The sequence below is a fragment of the Acaryochloris marina MBIC11017 genome (genome assembly GCF_000018105.1).
GTDB lineage: Bacteria > Cyanobacteriota > Cyanobacteriia > Thermosynechococcales > Thermosynechococcaceae > Acaryochloris > Acaryochloris marina.
The window spans coordinates 6,038,325-6,055,456 of the sequence record NC_009925.1 but is presented as its reverse complement, the minus strand read 5'-3'; the positions used below and the strand labels follow the sequence as shown (position 1 = coordinate 6,055,456).

7 protein-coding genes are annotated in these 17,132 nt (G+C 46.8%); 5 read left to right on the top strand and 2 right to left on the bottom strand.

Features of this window, described 5'->3' with window-relative positions; all coding sequences use genetic code 11:
- Positions 1–203: 203 nt before the first annotated feature.
- Together AM1_RS26955 and AM1_RS26950 are read right to left on the bottom strand one after the other, a co-directional pair.
- Positions 204–830, bottom strand: a complete 627-nt coding sequence (locus tag AM1_RS26955; RefSeq protein ID WP_012166115.1) for a V4R domain-containing protein — start codon at positions 828–830, stop codon at positions 204–206.
- A 328-nt stretch (positions 831–1,158) separates the two neighbouring features.
- Positions 1,159–3,264 (bottom strand): SpoIIE family protein phosphatase, encoded by a 2,106-nt coding sequence (locus AM1_RS26950; protein ID WP_041660611.1) that lies wholly within the window; start codon positions 3,262–3,264, stop codon positions 1,159–1,161.
- 444 nt (positions 3,265–3,708) lie between these two features.
- Between AM1_RS26950 and AM1_RS26945 the strand changes: the two genes are divergently transcribed.
- From AM1_RS26945 to AM1_RS26925, 5 genes are all read left to right on the top strand, one after another.
- Positions 3,709–6,825 carry a hybrid sensor histidine kinase/response regulator gene (locus tag AM1_RS26945; protein ID WP_012166113.1) on the top strand — a complete coding sequence of 1,039 codons (3,117 nt, stop codon included), beginning with the start codon at positions 3,709–3,711 and terminating at the stop codon, positions 6,823–6,825.
- Between the two features lie 45 nt (positions 6,826–6,870).
- Positions 6,871–11,619 carry an ammonium transporter gene (gene amt, locus AM1_RS26940; RefSeq protein WP_041660609.1) on the top strand — a complete coding sequence of 1,583 codons (4,749 nt, stop codon included), beginning with the start codon at positions 6,871–6,873 and terminating at the stop codon, positions 11,617–11,619.
- A 367-nt stretch (positions 11,620–11,986) separates the two neighbouring features.
- Entirely contained in the window at positions 11,987–13,321 is a 1,335-nt protein-coding gene (locus tag AM1_RS26935; protein ID WP_012166111.1) for a hypothetical protein, read from the top strand.
- Positions 13,322–13,324: 3 nt separating this feature from the next.
- Entirely contained in the window at positions 13,325–14,620 is a 1,296-nt protein-coding gene (locus AM1_RS26930) for a DUF1822 family protein (RefSeq protein ID WP_012166110.1), read from the top strand.
- The gene (locus AM1_RS26925; protein ID WP_012166109.1) at positions 14,617–17,088 is read left to right on the top strand and encodes a CHASE2 domain-containing protein; all 2,472 of its coding nucleotides are present in this window, start codon (positions 14,617–14,619) and stop codon (positions 17,086–17,088) included. The genes AM1_RS26930 and AM1_RS26925 overlap by 4 nt, the downstream gene beginning before the upstream one ends.
- Positions 17,089–17,132: the final 44 nt, after the last annotated feature.

The following is a 17,132-nucleotide window of genomic DNA, read 5'->3' as shown; positions in this document are numbered from 1 at the left end:
ATGATGTTTGAAATAGTCATGAGGTTATCCTGACGCAATCCAATTAATTCATCCCGTCATTGAGCAACGCCTTCAATTTAGCTGGTGCCTAGTTAAATAATAGAGATTGCTACAGAACAATGGCACTGACTGCTTAAAAGTTTTCTAAATGGATTTTGTAGATTTCTGTAGGATGACATAGCCCTTTTCATGAGTAATCCAGATTAATGGATATCATGGATTGCTTGCCAAAATGTCTCGGAATTAACCAAGCCACTATTCCCTAGAATAAACGTACAATTTTGATGCCCCTTCTCATGGCATTCAGTTTCAATGGCTTCATATTCATAACCCGACAAGCTGCTAAAAAAACCTGCTAGGACTCCTGCAATCAGTGGGCACACCGGCTTGTTTTTCGTCGCTTTGGTACGATGGATCTTAGTATTGGTAAATGTTACAAAGAAGTAATCATTTTGTTCTTGGCTTAACTCAAGATTCACGTTACCGTATTCAGATAAATAGGCATAAACCCACCACCGCTCTAGAATTGTCTTCCAGCCCAAATCGAGCAAAGAAGGATTGACTGGTGCAAAGGCGAGATAAAAGGCTCTAAATTCTCTTTCTCCTAATTCCTTTCCGATTTGATAGATTTCCTGGGCTGGAAATTTCTCGACAATCCGATTAAGCATCTTTAAGGAAGTAGAAGATATTTGCATCTTCTGGGTCAAGCTCCCATTCCTTTGATCGTTCAAAGCATGAAACCGTTGCATCGCCAAAACGGATGGAAGCTGATCAATCGTGCCTTCACCATTTAGAGATAAAGAGGTTTCATTGAGCTGGGTACTTATCATAATAGAGATGACAATACTAAGGTATAAATCTGGCTTAGTTATTAGTATGTCAAGCTCAGGTTTAACATCATGTCTCAGGAATTGTCTAAGTTGTCTAGCTTAGTGTTTATCTTTTTTATTCAGGAGATTTTTTTCAGAATCAAATACAAGCTATATTCTGAAAAACAGACTAGACTCCTTGCAACATTCTTTTCATAATGTGTTATTTACTCAATTCATGCTGCAATCTGACTTAAATTTTTGTCCACTTCCATATCGGTAGCTGAATTAAGCAAGAAGTCAATTTCTGTTAGCTAAACTCTGTAACAATCAGTTTTTTTTTAACTTTTTAGAAGGGATTAGCAGCTATCGGGGTAGCAGCCTGGGCCGCATAAGGTATTGGTGGCAAAGTTTGCTTAGGCTGAACCGAGTCAAAGGAGATTTTCATCAGAGAGTAGTCGTCTTCAAAGCTCTTATTGCCAGCAATATGCTGAATCTGCTGGAAAAGTGGATCGAGGGTATCAAACTGCCGTCGTTGATATTCAGAGACTACGGTCATAAATCCATCAAAAGTCCATACTTCGCCATTTGGTTGCACAATTTCATAGACCCCATCACTGAATAGGTAGAGGGCACTACCGGTTTGGATATCACATTCAAACTGATCGTAGGGAAACCCTGTCATCATGCCAATGGGAATACTGCGCACCTCTAAAGGCTGAATTGGGTTTTGGGCAGACGCCAAAAGTACCGCTGGATGACCACCACTAGCGTACTTGAGTTTTTGAGTCTTACAGTTATAGACCCCATACCAAATTGTGAAATAGTCATCCCCTTGCTCATTCATTTGGAAGACTTCATTGAGGCCATCCAAAACCGAACTGGGCTGATAGAAATCTGTATCCAGCAAGGATTGCGATCGCACCACGTTGAGCACGGAAACAGACAACAAAGTAGAACGAATACCATGGCCTGCCACATCTAGTAAGTAAATGGCGAGATGATCCGAGTCCAGCCAATAGTAATCAAAAACATCTCCCCCCAATTGATTGGACGGGATAAACTGATGCTGAATCGAAACAGGACCTGTCATGGGTGGGGGAATTAAAGAACGGACATAGCCTGCCGCCTGATCCAGCTCAGATTGCAATTTCGCATGCTGATGTTGGACTTCTTCCTCCGCTCGTTTACGCATAATAAACTCACCAAGCTGGGTTCCAATAGACCCCATAATCTTTAAAAGACTAGCGTCCATCGCTTGATGTTCACGCTTGCTAAAAACCATTACCCCCAAACGGTTATAGCCTTCTAAGATCGGAAAGCTAAAGGCGGTTTGCATACCGGCCTGGGGAAACGAATTGGCATGAATATCTTGAATGGCATTATCTGTTAGCCATAGGGGACCATCATGGGTCCAGATGCGTTGAATCAGTCCTGAAGCCAGGGCAAAATTAGCAGAACTCGATGCAATCTGGAAAGAGCCCATCTTCTCTTCTAGCTCAAACCAACTTTCCACACATTTCAAGGTGTTGTTTGTCTCATCCATCAACCACAGCTCACCGTATTCCCATCCCAAACTTTTGCTGATCGCTTGCAATAGATTGGGGACAGCCTCGCTTAAGGTTGCCACTTCAGCCAACACCCGAGTAGTGGCTCGCTCAACGGACAACCGTTGATCTTGATATTTGCGTTCGGTTACGTCCGCCAGGGAACCAGAAATTCCGACGATTTTGCCATCTGGACCAGGAATGGCACAAGCATAGACTTCCATCCAGCCGAAGCTACCGGCTTGGTGGAGAAATCGAACATCAAAACGACATTCCGATCGTTCTCTATGAAACAGTTGATCAATGTACTGATTGAACTGTTGTCGATCACCCGGATGAACATATTCTGCCAATCGATGGTTAATGGCCTCTTCCCTAACAAAGCCCGTTAATTCTGACCACACTGGATTGAGAAAAGCTAAATTCCCTTCTTGATTGATTTGGAATATCACTTCTTTTAAGTGATCCACCACCGATCGATAACGCGCTTCGCTATCCCGAACTGCTTGCTCAGCCCAACTTGCTTCTAATAAATGACGTAATCGACGTCGCAGGATAGGGGGATGGATGGGTTTTGTCACATAATCCATTGCTCCTGCGGCAAAGGCTTTATCCACTGAGGCTTGATCATCTAGACCTGCAATCATCAAAATAGGGGTGGACGCACCTAAGGGCAGCTTTTGCAATTCAGCACAGCAGGTAAATCCGTCCATGACAGGCATTTTGGCATCCAACAACACCATATCTGGCTTGCGGGTGAGATAAGCATTCAGGCACTGCTGACCATTTTCAACATCAACTACCTCACACCCGTCTTGCTCCAAAATCAGGCGAAGAATAATTCGAGTTGATCGATCGTCATCGACAACTAAAATAAGCGGGGTACGATTTTCCAAGGTCTGACTCATCTCACCAAAACTAGAGAATGGGGAAGAACAATTGATCGGGGTAAATCCTGGCTTTTGATACTGTATTGCCAGATTTTCGGGAGCTTAATTAGCCACCAATATCCAAATATTTATCTCCTAGTAAGCCCATCTACCTGTCAAAACATTACATCTATATCAGGATCGATAAAACCACCCTAATCATGATTGTTTATCCCTAGAATTCACAAGGCTAAGATGGCTGGCAGAACTCTGAGTAGATCTCATTTAACGACCGATAACTCTGGCTAATTTGTTCGGTCTAGGAGTGATCAGGGCATGCTAATGATGCAGTAATGGAGAAGCTTTCTCTTACCGAAGAAACTCTTTCTAGAAATCAACATCTATTTCAGAAAATATTTACATCAATAACTATTAGAAAAAGAATATTTTTTAGTAGTCCACTAACATCTATCAAGCAAAAAAATGCAGCCGCTGAATTCATCAAAGTTTAGCCTGATTGATGGTCTGAAACAATGTTTACCCCCCCTTCGTTCTCCACTGGGTCGTCAGATTGGCATGATGGGGTTAGGAAGCTGCCTCATTGCCGAGGTCTTTATTTTAGTACCGTCCTATTTCAGGATTCGAGACGCAAAACTGGGGCAACTGGAAGCTGAAAGTCTAACCGTTATTACCCCGTTGGTTGGTTTTGCTAACAGTAATTCTTCTGTAGACCAGCTGGTGGATACAGCTAAGACCCTTATGCAGGGGTCTAAAGTTAGGGGTGGCACCCTGTTTCAGAACGGGAGTAAACGGGCCACGTTTGGCAATCCTCCTACAGCGACAGATCTTTCTAACCTTGATATAACCAGGGTTTGGAATAATACGTCATCGACTTACGATATTACTTGGCCCCAGCAAGAGAATACAGGTTATCAATTGTCTTTAAGGCTGGACAGTCAGGAGATCCAGTCGGCAGCCCTAACCAATACCCTCCAGTTAGGCGGCTTAATCCTACTGATTTGGATGACGTTTACAGCCATTACCCTGCGGGCTGTGAGTCGCACAGTTATCCGTCCCCTCAATCAGCTTTTAGATGAGTTACGGAAAGCTGAGGTTGCCATGTCCGGCGATCCCAGCCAGGTGGAGTTGAGTAATCATGATTGCGATCGCAACCATGAATTAGCTGAAGTCATCAATACATTTAATATCGTTCTCCAACGGGCAGCCCTGAACATTGGCCAACTCAAAGACAGCATGATTTCTCTGTTGAAGACGCGGCAGCAAGAATTAGAAGGGATGGTTTCTGAACTCCAAGCCGCAAAACATGAAGCAGAGGCCGCTAATCAGGCTAAAAGCCAATTCCTAGCGAATATGAGCCATGAAATTCGCACCCCTATGAATGCAGTGATTGGTATGACTGGACTACTTCTAAATACTCCTTTAGAAGCCCAGCAACAGGATTTTGTTGAGACCATCCGCAGTAGTGGCGATGCCTTACTCACACTGATCAACGATATTTTAGATTTCTCCAAAATTGAGGCAGGGAAGCTAGATCTCGAACAGCAACCCTTTGAAATCAGGACCTGCATTGAAGAAGCCTTGCTGATTGTAGCCTCCAAGGCTTCTGAGAAAAATCTGGAGCTGGCTTATCTGATTAATCCCCCCACACCCACCGCCATTCTGGGAGACATTACTCGCTTACGCCAGGTTTTAGTCAATCTACTCAACAATGCACTTAAATTCACAGGGGAAGGAGAAGTCGTTGTCTATGTATCTTCAAAACCCATTGAATCTAAGGACTTAGATGCTGAATCAGATCTGGAGGTGATCGCCGAAGCCACCCCCTATGAGATCCAATTTGATGTCAAAGACACGGGCATTGGCATTCCACCAGATAAGTTAGAGCGTTTGTTTAAATCTTTTTCTCAAGTTGATGCTTCCACCACCCGTAAGTTCGGGGGCACTGGCCTTGGCTTAGCCATTAGCAAGCAGCTCAGCGAACTAATGGGCGGCAAAATATGGGTCAGTAGCGAGGTGAGTGTTGGGTCAACCTTTTCCTTCACCATTACAGCGTCTGAAATTCCAAACTATGTCAGCCCCAAAGCAGCATCAGATGTCCAATTAGCGGGCAAACAACTCTTAATTGTGGATGACAATGCCACCAATCGAGAGATCTTATCCCTACAAGCCCAATCTTGGGGAATGCTAACCTGTGCAGTTAAATCAGGCATCAAAGCCCTAGAGTGGCTACAACGAGGGGTGAATTTTGATCTTGCAGTCCTGGATATGCAAATGCCGGAGATGGACGGGGTAACCTTAGCCGAGAAAATTCGGGCAGAGCCCAACGGTAAAACATTGCCCCTAGTGGTCTTAAGTTCCCTAGGGCAAGATGACATCCGCGCTCGGGCTGGGGATATTAATTTTTCGGCCATTTTAAACAAGCCTGTTCAGCAAGCCCAACTTCAAAGCGTCCTGGCTCAAGTGTTGGGTAACCCTCTCATTAAAGTGGAACAGGCCCCTGACGTTCAAGAAAACCCCACTAACTTAGGCGATCAACATCCCTTGCGCATTCTCTTAGCCGAGGATATGGTGGTCAACCAAAAAGTGGCCCTGTTGACCTTAAAGCAATTGGGGTACCGAGCAGACGTTGCAAACAACGGCCTGGAAGTCATTGAAGCCTTAGAACGGCAAGCCTATGATGTTGTCCTGATGGATGTACAAATGCCTGAGATGGATGGTCTCACCGCAACCCGAGAAGTTTGCCAACGCTGGTCTCCCGAAGATCGTCCTCACATTATTGCGATGACCGCCAATGCGATGCAGGGGGATCGAGAAATGTGTCTGGATGCAGGGATGGACGCTTACATCACCAAACCCGTCCGTATCCATGAACTCAGAGACGTCCTCAGCCGTTGTCAACCGATGGAAGAGCCTGAAATTGAGGAAACCACTCCTCCTATTCCTGTTTTACAATCCCAGCCCGTCAGCCTCAATAAACCCACACAAACCAATTCTCCACAGTCCCAGGAAAGCCCTCAACCTGTTGCTGTTTTAGTCGGGAGTACAGCCTCCCAACCAGTCCAGGGGGCAGAGCCGATTCCCCAGTTAGAAGAAAACCTGTCCGTCACTATTCCTCCAAGCTCCTCCATCCCTCCCAGCCCCGAGACTCAAGCACCTCATTCTTCTCAAGAAACCACTGTAATCATGGAACAATCAACGATGGCCGAAACCTCAATGGATCCAAGCATTATTGACCCCGCAGCCTTGGAAAGTTTCCGTCAGCTCGCTGGGGAGCATGCATCTTTACTCATTGCTGATTTGTTAAATACTTATCTGGAAGATGCACCGGGTCGCGTCGAAAAGATGCATCAGGCCGTTAAAGATGCCGATCCTGATGGGTTAAGTGATGCAGCCCATGCCCTAAAATCGGCCAGTGCCAACCTGGGTGCTAAACAACTGGCTAATCTCTGTTCCGAAGCTGAAGCTCTGGGTCGTTCAGGTTCTACAGAAGGATCTGCAGACGTTGTCTCTCAGATTTCTCAGGCCTACGAGACGGTTCGCATTGCCTTTGAGGCAGAAATGGCAGCCTGCAGTGTTTAGGAATGTCTTATTAGGGGGAACCCCGGTTTTAACTAGGTAACGCTTATGTTATGGCTACTTGTCTGTTCAGCACTGGTCTTTGTCATGCAACCCGGGTTTATGTGCCTGGAGTCTGGACTCACCCGTTCCAAAAATAATATCAACGTTGCCATTAAAAATTTTGCAGACTTTAGCCTATCTACCATTATTTTCTGGTTTTTTGGCTATGGCTTGATGTTTGGAGCATCCATCAACACTGTCATTGGCACCGATCAATTTCTAGCTTCTCCTGGAACTGACTCCGCCCTAGCCGCGTTTATCGTGTTTCAAACCATGTTTTGCAGCACTGCAGCCACCATCGTTTCAGGTGCTGTGGCGGAACGTACCAAGTTTGGAGGGTATCTAGTGATCACAGCCTTTATGGCTAGTGTGGTCTATCCCGTCTTTGGGCATTGGATTTGGAATGGAATCGAAGCGGGGCAAATGAATGGCTGGTTGGGGCGCATGGGGTTTGTTGATTTTGCCGGTTCAACGGTCGTCCACAGTGTTGGTGGATGGGTTGCCCTGGCCGCTATTTTGATTATTGGTCCAAGACAAGGGAGATTTTCCAAAACAGATGCCCCCAAGGAGATTTTGGGATCCAGCTTGCCCCTATCCGTCTTAGGTGCGTTACTGCTGTGGATGGGGTGGCTCGGCTTTAATGGTGGGAGTGGTCTGGAATTCAGCGATCGTGTTCCCATTATTTTACTGAATACCGTTCTCGGGGGTGCTGCCGGAACGCTAACAGCGGGGGCTCTTGGGTGGTGGCGGACCAAGATTCCCAAGATTGAGCTCATGATCAATGGATCCCTGGCCGGGCTAGTGTCCGTGACCGCCAGTTGCCATGTCATCAACCCACCCCTAGCCATCATCATCGGAGCCATCGGGGGAGCCGTGATGATGGTTGTCAAATATTGGATGACGAAACTACACATTGATGATGCAGTTGATGCTGTTCCAGTACATCTAGGAGGTGGGATATGGGGCACCTTGGCCGTTGGACTATACGGTCGTACTGATTTGCTTGAGACTGGTCTTGATCGGGGGAGCCAAATTGGCATTCAGCTTCTTGGGATTGCTGTCTGTGGTGCTTGGGCATTCGGTTTAAGTTGGCTCTTGTTAAAAGGGGTGAATCGACTGTTGCCTTTGCGGGTCTTGGCCGAAGATGAGCAGATGGGGCTTAACTTTGCCGAGCACCATGCCAAATCTGAGGTCTTGGATTTGTTTGAGGTGATGGATCAGCAGGCTGAAGATCTGGACTTAAGCTTGCGAGCTCCCGTTGAACCCTTTACTGAGGTCGGTCGTATTGCGACTCGCTATAACCAAGTCATTGATGCTTTAGAAAAGTCTAACCAGGAATTGTTAGATACGAAGGCAACCCTGGAGCAGCAGGTGGAAGCGCGGACAGCAAAACTGGTCGAGGCCAATCAGGAATTGCAGCAGCTTGCCCACTTTAAAGCGGATTACTCGCGAACTCTGGAAGCCGAGGTTGAAGCCAAAACCCACAAGTTAAGACAAGAAATTGAAGAGCGGCAAGAAGCAGAGATTGCTCTAGCTCAGCAAGTAAAGCGAGCACAGCTTTTAGAAAAAATCACCCAGGCCATTCGTCAAAGCCTGGATACTCAGATAATTTTTCAGACTGCCGCAGACCAAATGGGTCAAGTCTTTCAAGTAAGTCGTTGCCACTTACACAGCTATACGGAAGATGGCGACTATATTCCCGTAGTGGCTGAATATACCGCCCCTGGCATTCATTCAATGCTGGGCATCGAGATGCCTGTGGCAGATAATCCCCATGCCCAGCAGATTCTCACCCAAGATCAAGCCGTTACAACCCCGAATATCTACACCGATCGGTTACTAGAAACCCTGATTTCGGATCCTCAGCCCGTGACCTTGAAGTCAATGTTAGGGGTGCGTACGTCCTATCAAGGAAAACCCAATGGCGCAATTATCCTTCAGCATTGCGATCGCAGATTGTCTCGTGAAGATTACCTGGCTCAACCCGAGGCCTATACAGACTGTTTTCGATCCTGGTCCACAGCAGAAATCGACCTATTAGAAACGGTTGCAGACCAAATCGGTATTGCCCTAGCCCAAGCAGAACTGTTGGAACAGGAGCAAGCCCAACGAACTCAGCTACAACAACAAATTATTGAGCGCCAACAAGCAGATGCCGCCTTAAAGGAAAGCGAGGAACGGTTTCAATTGGCGGTCAAGGGATCCGGTGACGTCCTCTGGGATTGGAATATCGTCAACAAAGCCTTTTATCTGTCCCCCCGGTTTGGTCAATTGTTGGGATATGAAGATGGAGAATTGCCTTGCACGTTAGAAACCTGGAAAGCCCATATTTGTCCCGATGATCAAGAGATGGTCTCCTTGGCCCTCAAACATCACTTAGAACATTTGGTCCCCTATGAAGTAGAGTATCGCCTGAAATCGAAAGCAGGCTATTACCTATGGGTTTCCGGCCGTGGCCAGGCCATCTGGGACATTGAAGGCAAGCCCACCCGTATGGCAGGCTCTATTCGCAATATTACAGAAACCAAAGCGGCCACCGAAGCCCTCAAACAGCAAATGCGTCGGGCTGAATTGGTAGAGAAAATCACCCGTAAGATTCGTAAAAACTTAGACCGTCAACAAATTTTTAAAGCCACGGTTCAAGAAATTGGCAAAACCTTTCAGGTCAGTCGATGCCATCTCCATACCTACGTTACCGACCCTAACCCCCATCTGCCCATCGTTGCAGAATACCTGACTGGAGAGGTGCCGTCTATGCTCGGCACCGACATCCAGTTGGAAAATAATCCCCATGCCCGCAAGGTACTCCGTCATGATCGGGCCGTTGCCTCAGACAATGCCCTGGGGGATCCCTTAATTCAACCTGTTTCAGACATTTGTGAACAAGGCCAAATTCAGTCCATGCTAGCCATTCGTACCTCCTATCAGCGCAAAGCCAATGGGGTGATAGTGCTACAGCAATGCGATCGCAAACGGGACTGGACCCAAGCCGAAATTGAACTCATCGAAGCTGTTGCTGGACAAGTCGGCATCGCCCTAGCCCATGGTCATCTCCTTGAACAGGAACAACAGCAGCGCCAAACACTGACTCAGAACAATACAGCCCTGAAACAAGCTCGAAAAGATGCTGATGCAGCCAACGTTGCTAAGAGTGAATTTCTAGCCACTATGAGCCACGAAATTCGCACCCCCATGAATGCGGTCATTGGTATGACGGGACTGTTGCTAAATACCACTTTAGATAATCAACAACGGGATTTCGTTGAAACCATTCGAAGCAGTGGGGATGCGCTGTTAACCCTGATCAACGACATCCTCGACTTCTCCAAGATTGAAGCGGGTAAGTTGGAATTTGAAGAACAACCCTTTAGCCTACGGGCCTGCATTGAAGAATCCCTGCGTCTAGTTGCGCCAAGAGCCATTGATAAACAGCTCGAACTCGCTTACTTATTCGATCCCTCGACCCCCAATCACATCGTGGGGGATGTCACTCGTCTCCGCCAAATTCTAGTGAACCTCCTCACCAACGGCGTCAAGTTTACCGAGCAAGGGGAAGTCGTAATCTATGTGCAGGACATCACCGATACGGACATCACCCAACCTGAGACAACCTCCCAGCGGAAAAATTTTACCGATATTCAAAATCAACGCCGTTTGATTCAATTTGAAGTCAGAGACTCAGGCATTGGCATTCCGGCCGATCGCATGGATCGTTTGTTCAAATCTTTTAGCCAAGTTGATGCCTCAACCACCAAAAAATATGGTGGCACCGGCCTAGGATTAGCCATCTGTCGCTCTCTTTCTCAAATGATGGGAGGCAGAATCTGGGTCGAGAGCAAAGCCGGGGTCGGGTCAAGCTTTTTCTTTACCATTGCGGTGCCAGTGGCCCCTGAGGGAGAAAATACCCTCGATCAATCTCAACAACTCCTCGATGGGAAGCAGCTCCTGGTGGTGGATGACAATCCCACAAATCGCAGAATTTTAACCCTACAAGCCCAAACCTGGGGCATGGGGATTCAAACGGTGAGCGGGGGAGCCGAAGCCCTAGCTCTCCTTGAAAGTGATTCCAAGTTTGATCTGGCGATTTTGGATATGCAAATGCCAGAAATGGATGGTGTCGAATTGGCGAGACATATCCGCCAACTCGATCAGAGGAAACACCTTCCCCTCGTCATGCTCAGTTCCTTGGGACAAGACGAAATTATCAAACATAAGCAAGAAATTCAATTTTCTGCCATTCTCAATAAGCCCATCCAGCAATCCTACTTGTACGACGCCTTAGCAGAAATTTTTGAAGGTCAGCGCGTTCAAGTTAAACCCACTGTACCTTCTCCAGTTAATACCGAAGAACAGGGTGATCCATCCCTGCAAATCCTGTTAGCTGAAGATATTGTCGTCAATCAAAAAGTGGCGCTACTGATTCTCAAACAGTTGGGTTACCGAGCAGATGTAGCCAACAATGGCGAAGAAGTCCTAGAAGCTCTGCATCGCCAATCCTACGATGTCGTGTTAATGGACGTGCAAATGCCAGAGATGGATGGCCTAACAGCAGCCAGGCACATCACAGAACAGTGGCAGGAAGAGGAGCAGCCCTATATTATTGCGTTAACTGCCAATGCCATGCAGGGTGACCGGGAAATGTGTATGGCAGCAGGAATGCATGACTATGTCAGTAAACCCATTCGTGTGGATGAGTTAAAGTCTGCTTTCGAACGGTACTTTGCTCAGGCTAAACAACCCCAGGTTATCTTTTAAGAAAATCCTGGTATACGCCTCGGTAACAACTATCAAGTTGTATAATCAACTATTCTTCAGCCAGCTTCTGCAGATAGAGTCGCATAAGTTGGAATCGGACAGAGATAGTTATTCTCAGCAGCCAAATTACACTTAACGACGTTGAGTATCTGATTTTATCCTTAGAGATTTTTTTATCCAGTAAGTCAAGATACAGAAACAATTTATCATTCCATAAAGTTTCTATAGCTTCTTAAACGCTGCTAAAAGTGGATGAAATAATGAGGGACAGCAGAGATGAAGAGTTAAACGTATTGTGGGAAATGCCTTTCGTTACTGGCAATGGGTGAGGATTGACGCAACGGGTCAAAAAAAAGTGGAAGTCGTAATGCCGGCTAAACAATTTTTGCGAACACAGTTGTCAATAGCAGAGGATCAGTCATCCCTTTCTGACGATCAGTTACAGCAACGTTTATTTCAACTTTGGCTTCATCCTGAAGAAGCAAAAACCAGTGATCAGGAGCTGGCAGGACTATGTTTGAAGTGCTTTATTTCTAATGTGATTGCTCAAGTTTGTGGACAACTTTGTGCTCAGTTTGGCCAAGATCATGGCTTTACGACTAAGGATCTCTACTCTTTTGTGCTTGATCATGGCCCCTTAAACCTCCAGAATCAACCTCAAATCCAAAGTTCATATCAGTCTCTAATTGAAAAGATATTATCTTCTTTCGATATCAAACAAGGAGGCCTATCAACTTGGACAGCTCAGTTAGTTCGCCGAGACCATAGCCTCAACACTTTTCTGCTAGAACATGGCGTTTATCTCATAAGTGATTGGGCAATTCTTAACGACACTACTCCTCAACAGATATCCCGAATATTAGGAGAGTTTCACTCCCTCACATCTCATGAAATCGAACACAACGTGAACTTACTGAACAGATATCATTCTGTATATCGACGCGATCGCGTTCGTCAGCGCCAAGCGGGAAAAACAGGTCGATGTCGGGAACCCTCTCCTTCTCAGCTACAGCAAATTGCCCAATTCGGAATCAGCAACTCTGACCCAGTTGAACCCCAGATGGTTCTAAGTCAATTACAGAATTTAGCTAGATTGCTGCGTGAATATCGAATTTATGCCCGAGGTGGGCCAGCACCAACCCAATCCCTGGACCAGCTGCATCCGACCACTGGACAGGTAATGCAGATCGCTGCCCCCCCTTCAGATGAAGATCCAGACTCTCAAACACAATTTCTACAGCAGTATCGACAGCAATTCCAACAGAGTTTAGACAAGACCATAGAGGGCGTTTTGGCAGATAAGCTCAAGAGATTCCAAACTCAAAAATCTAATAAATCTCATCAGTATCTAACAGCTTTATTTTTGTTTCATTGCCAAGGGTTGGCGATGAGCGATATTGCACCTCGCATTGATCTGAAGGCCCAATATCAGGTCACCCGATTACTTCAGCTCAAAGACCTAAGAGCAGATATTCGCCATCAAATCTTACTCGACCTGCGGGAGCGGGTTTGGCAAGTCGCTCAACCATTCGCCGATCCTCATCGATTACACGCATTAAATAAACAGCTCGATACCCTCCTGACTGAACAAGTCGATGGGGTGATGCAGACCGCTGCCGCCGAAGCCAGTGTCCCTCGGAATCGGCCCGTGAGCAGCCTATATGCCCAGCGACTCTGTGATTATCTGGATAGGACGCTCTGAATCATGACTGACGTATCCCCTCCCCCAGACCTGAAAGCAGACTTCACCGCCCTGCCCATTACGGCGATCTCACTGTCTGAGACCCAGATTGCAGAAGCAATTCAGCAAAGTGAATCGCTGCCAGAAGCCTGGCAATGGCGAGGTTACCTCCATGGATTAGCGCTCACAGCTTTGGAATCGTGGTTGGCGGAGCGGAGCTATCTAGGGGTAAGGGTTCGTCCCTTTTTAGGTACCACGTACCTACCCTTTTGCGATGCCAGCTATCTATTGGTTGGGGAATGGCGAGTCGCAGTGTTAGTCTCTGGCTTAGCTGATGCTGAGGTGGCAATCCCCAGAGCCGCCCTAGAGATTGCAGGCTTTGTTCCTCACTGCTTTGTGAAAGTGGACGTCCTAGAAGAACTAGCACAGGTAGAGATTCAGGGGGGATTGAGATGGGATGTTGCTGTTCAACTTTTACCGTCTTTAATCCCACAACCGGACTGGACCTATAGGATTTCACCCCAAGCGTTTGCATCTGCCAATGAGTTACTCCTGTGGTTGCGTTGTTTAGAGACTGTCCCACAACCAGAACTACAATCTCATACATCTACGGCTCTTACTGAATCTCTCTTAACAGAGAAGCTCGATCAAGTTCGTTCAGGTGCCGAATTTTGGCAATTGTTTACTTGGCAGGAAGCTGCCTCCATTTTGAGGAACGCGGATTGGCTAAGGTGGTGTAGTGAGTATTGGCAGCATAAGCCAGCCCAGGATTCAATTGTTCCAGTCACTGAACCAGCGCAACCGATAAATGTTGGGGCATGGCTTCAACATAGATTAGATGATGCCGCTCGGCAGTTCAGTTGGATACTGATGCCCCCCTTGGCAACCGCCCTGCGCTCGACGGATCCAGTGATTGTTGCGGTGATTGGGGAGTTACAACGACAGGGTATGGATATTCCTACTTCTGCGGGGGGGGCGTACCGGGATCTAACCTTGGGACTTTCTCAACTGCGTTTATATTCAATAGTCTGGCCAGTGGAACCAAATTTACCCAACACAGAATGGACGTTACTTGTTGTTGTCGGTGCTAAACCAGAAACGACACTCGAACAGACAGTGAAGCTTCTGGTTAGTGATACCGAAAAAGTGCTAGCAGATCCGATGCTTACCCCGACGGAAGAAGACACTTGTATTTATGCACAAGTGGTCGGGGAGTTTGAGGAACAGTTTTGGGTGACCTTGTCAGCAGCAGACTCGCGATCACCCGCTGCAACCTTACGACTTTCGCCTTTTAAATTCGCCTCCAATAAAAACTCATGAGCAGCAGTCATCCTTCTTTTCGGCTTAAGGTGCAGCAGATCGGCCAGGCTTGTGTGTTTGATTTGTCATGGGGCCAGGGGCAGCATTTATCTGCTCAAGTTGAGTATCCCACTGCCCTCACTAAGGCCTATCAAACCTGGCTGAGGGCTTACCTGAATTTCTATAAAGCCATTGCCCACCCAGAGCCTGTTACCCCGATTCGAGGCCGCATGGAAGCTCAGGGACGCCTCACGCCGATTGGTGTGGACTGGCAAAGTGAGTTGGTGCGGACAGAAGCCCTCTTAACAGAGCAGTTTCAACTATGGTTGCGTGGTGCAGCTCTATTTGAACTGAGGACAGCGATCACTAAATCGGCTCAGGCAGCCCCCAACCTCAAAACAGATGTCTATTTAGTTTGCGATCCGATTGATTTAGCTCGCTTACCTTGGGAGACCTGGGAGCTAGGAACAGAAGCTGATGACAACATTCGGATTGCCCGTTGCCCTGTCAATGTCCGACGGGCAGCTCAGATGGCCCCTCCTCGCAGGCGGCGACGAACTCGAGTGTTGGCCATTATGGGCGATGAATCGGGGTTGGATTTCCAGGCCGACCTGGCGGCCATAACGTCGCTGGCAGCCCAAGCTGAGGTGAAATTTGTCGGTTGGCAACCCCAAATTTCTATCCCCGAACTAAAGCAACAGATCTGTGAGGCGATTTCAGACCCCCAAGGGTGGGATATTTTGTTTTTTGCAGGGCATAGCAATGAAACGATGTTGACGGGGGGAGAGCTGGCTATTGCCCCTGGCGAAGTGGTCACGATTAAGGAGATTAAACCCTATCTAGAAAAACTACAGGCTAGGGGGTTGCAGTTAGCCATTTTTAATTCTTGTAGTGGTTTGAGTATTGCAGCCGCTTTGATTGATCTGGGGTTAAGTCAGGTGGCCGTCATGCGAGAGCCCATCCATAATCAAGTGGCCCAGGTTTTTCTAGGGCAGTTTTTACATCACTTGAGCCAATATGTAGATGCGCATGATGCATTGCGACTTGCGAGTCAGGACCTTAAGTTAGAGCAGAGTCTCAGTTTTCCTTCTGCTTATTTAGTGCCATCTTTTTTTCGGCATCCTGAAACAGAGTCTTTTCGGCTAGTCCCATCCAGTTGGCGACAAAACCTTAAGGCTTGGCTTCCCACTCGATATGAAGGAATTGCGTTGGGATTGCTGGTGGGGTTAAGTCTTTGGCCCCCTTTGCAGTCAGTGCTATTGGATTATCGGCTGTGGACGCAAGCGATTTATCGAGATTTAACTGGACAGGTTCCGGCAGCGGTGGAAACACCTCCGGTCCTATTAGTACAAATTGATTCAGAGTCGATTCGGCGATCTCAGATGAGTCAACCTGTTCCGATGGATCGGGCTTATTTAGCTGGCCTAATTGATCGGCTGGTTGACTTGGATGCTCGGATTATTGGCATTGACTACTTGTTTGATCGTCAGCAGCCAGAGAAGGATCAGGTTTTAGGGCAATCTATCCGATCTGCGATTGACCGCAAGAAAGTTTGGTTTGTATTCGCCTCTATATCTGATCCAATAAATGGAGATGTAGGGGTTAATCCAGAAACAGGAATCGCTGAACCTGAGTGGAGCTTAGAAGGTAATGTAAATGCTTTTCCCACTCATGTAAAGCTACCTCACTCATTCAAGTCTTGTGAACAATCCTGTCCGTTTGGTTACTTGCTGTCATTACTATCTGCCTATTCACAAGAGTTTCCAGACAATAATCAGATTAGGCCAAGCATGCAAGGGCAAGAGGTATTGCAATCCCGTTTAATGACGAATCTGCAATCTGATTCTCAGGAAGAAGGGAAAATCTCGATTCTCAAAGAATTCACTTCGCATCCCGTAACAACTGGGGCAAGCTATTTAGGACAACTATGGTTTCGGCCAATTATTGATTTTTCGATTCCGGCTAATCGAGTATTTCAGCGGATACCTGCGTGGCAATTGAACGGTTTAGCAGCTTTCGGGGAAAAAGCTGACTTCTCAAACCAAGTGGTGATTCTAGCTCCTGGAGGATATGATGGCGTACTGGATAATTTTGCAGTTCCAAAAGCAATGGCGTATTGGCAGGTAAGAGAGAGGGGAGTTGGAAAAGCTAATACGGAAGGGCTATCAGTCTATACCGGGGGTGAAGCCCATGCCTATATGTTTCAACATTTCCTCACTCAGCGATTAGTTGTGCCTATCCCAACTGTAATAATGGTTTTCGTCTTAGCATTGCTGGCAAAAGGTTTCGTTTTGTTAGTTGATCGGAGAATAATATTGCCAGTTAATCGGGTACATCTTATCTTGAGTCTATTAGTCTTAACGGGGGGATATGTGATGATCAGTTGGCAATTTTTTGTTGGTGCTGCGATTTTAATTCCTTGTCTATTTCCCTTAGCTTCAGTCTGGATCGTCAGTTTTTCACATTATTGGGGAAGGGATTATGCATAGAGTGAGCTGGCTGATTTTACTCCAAGTATTAGTATTGGCCTCCC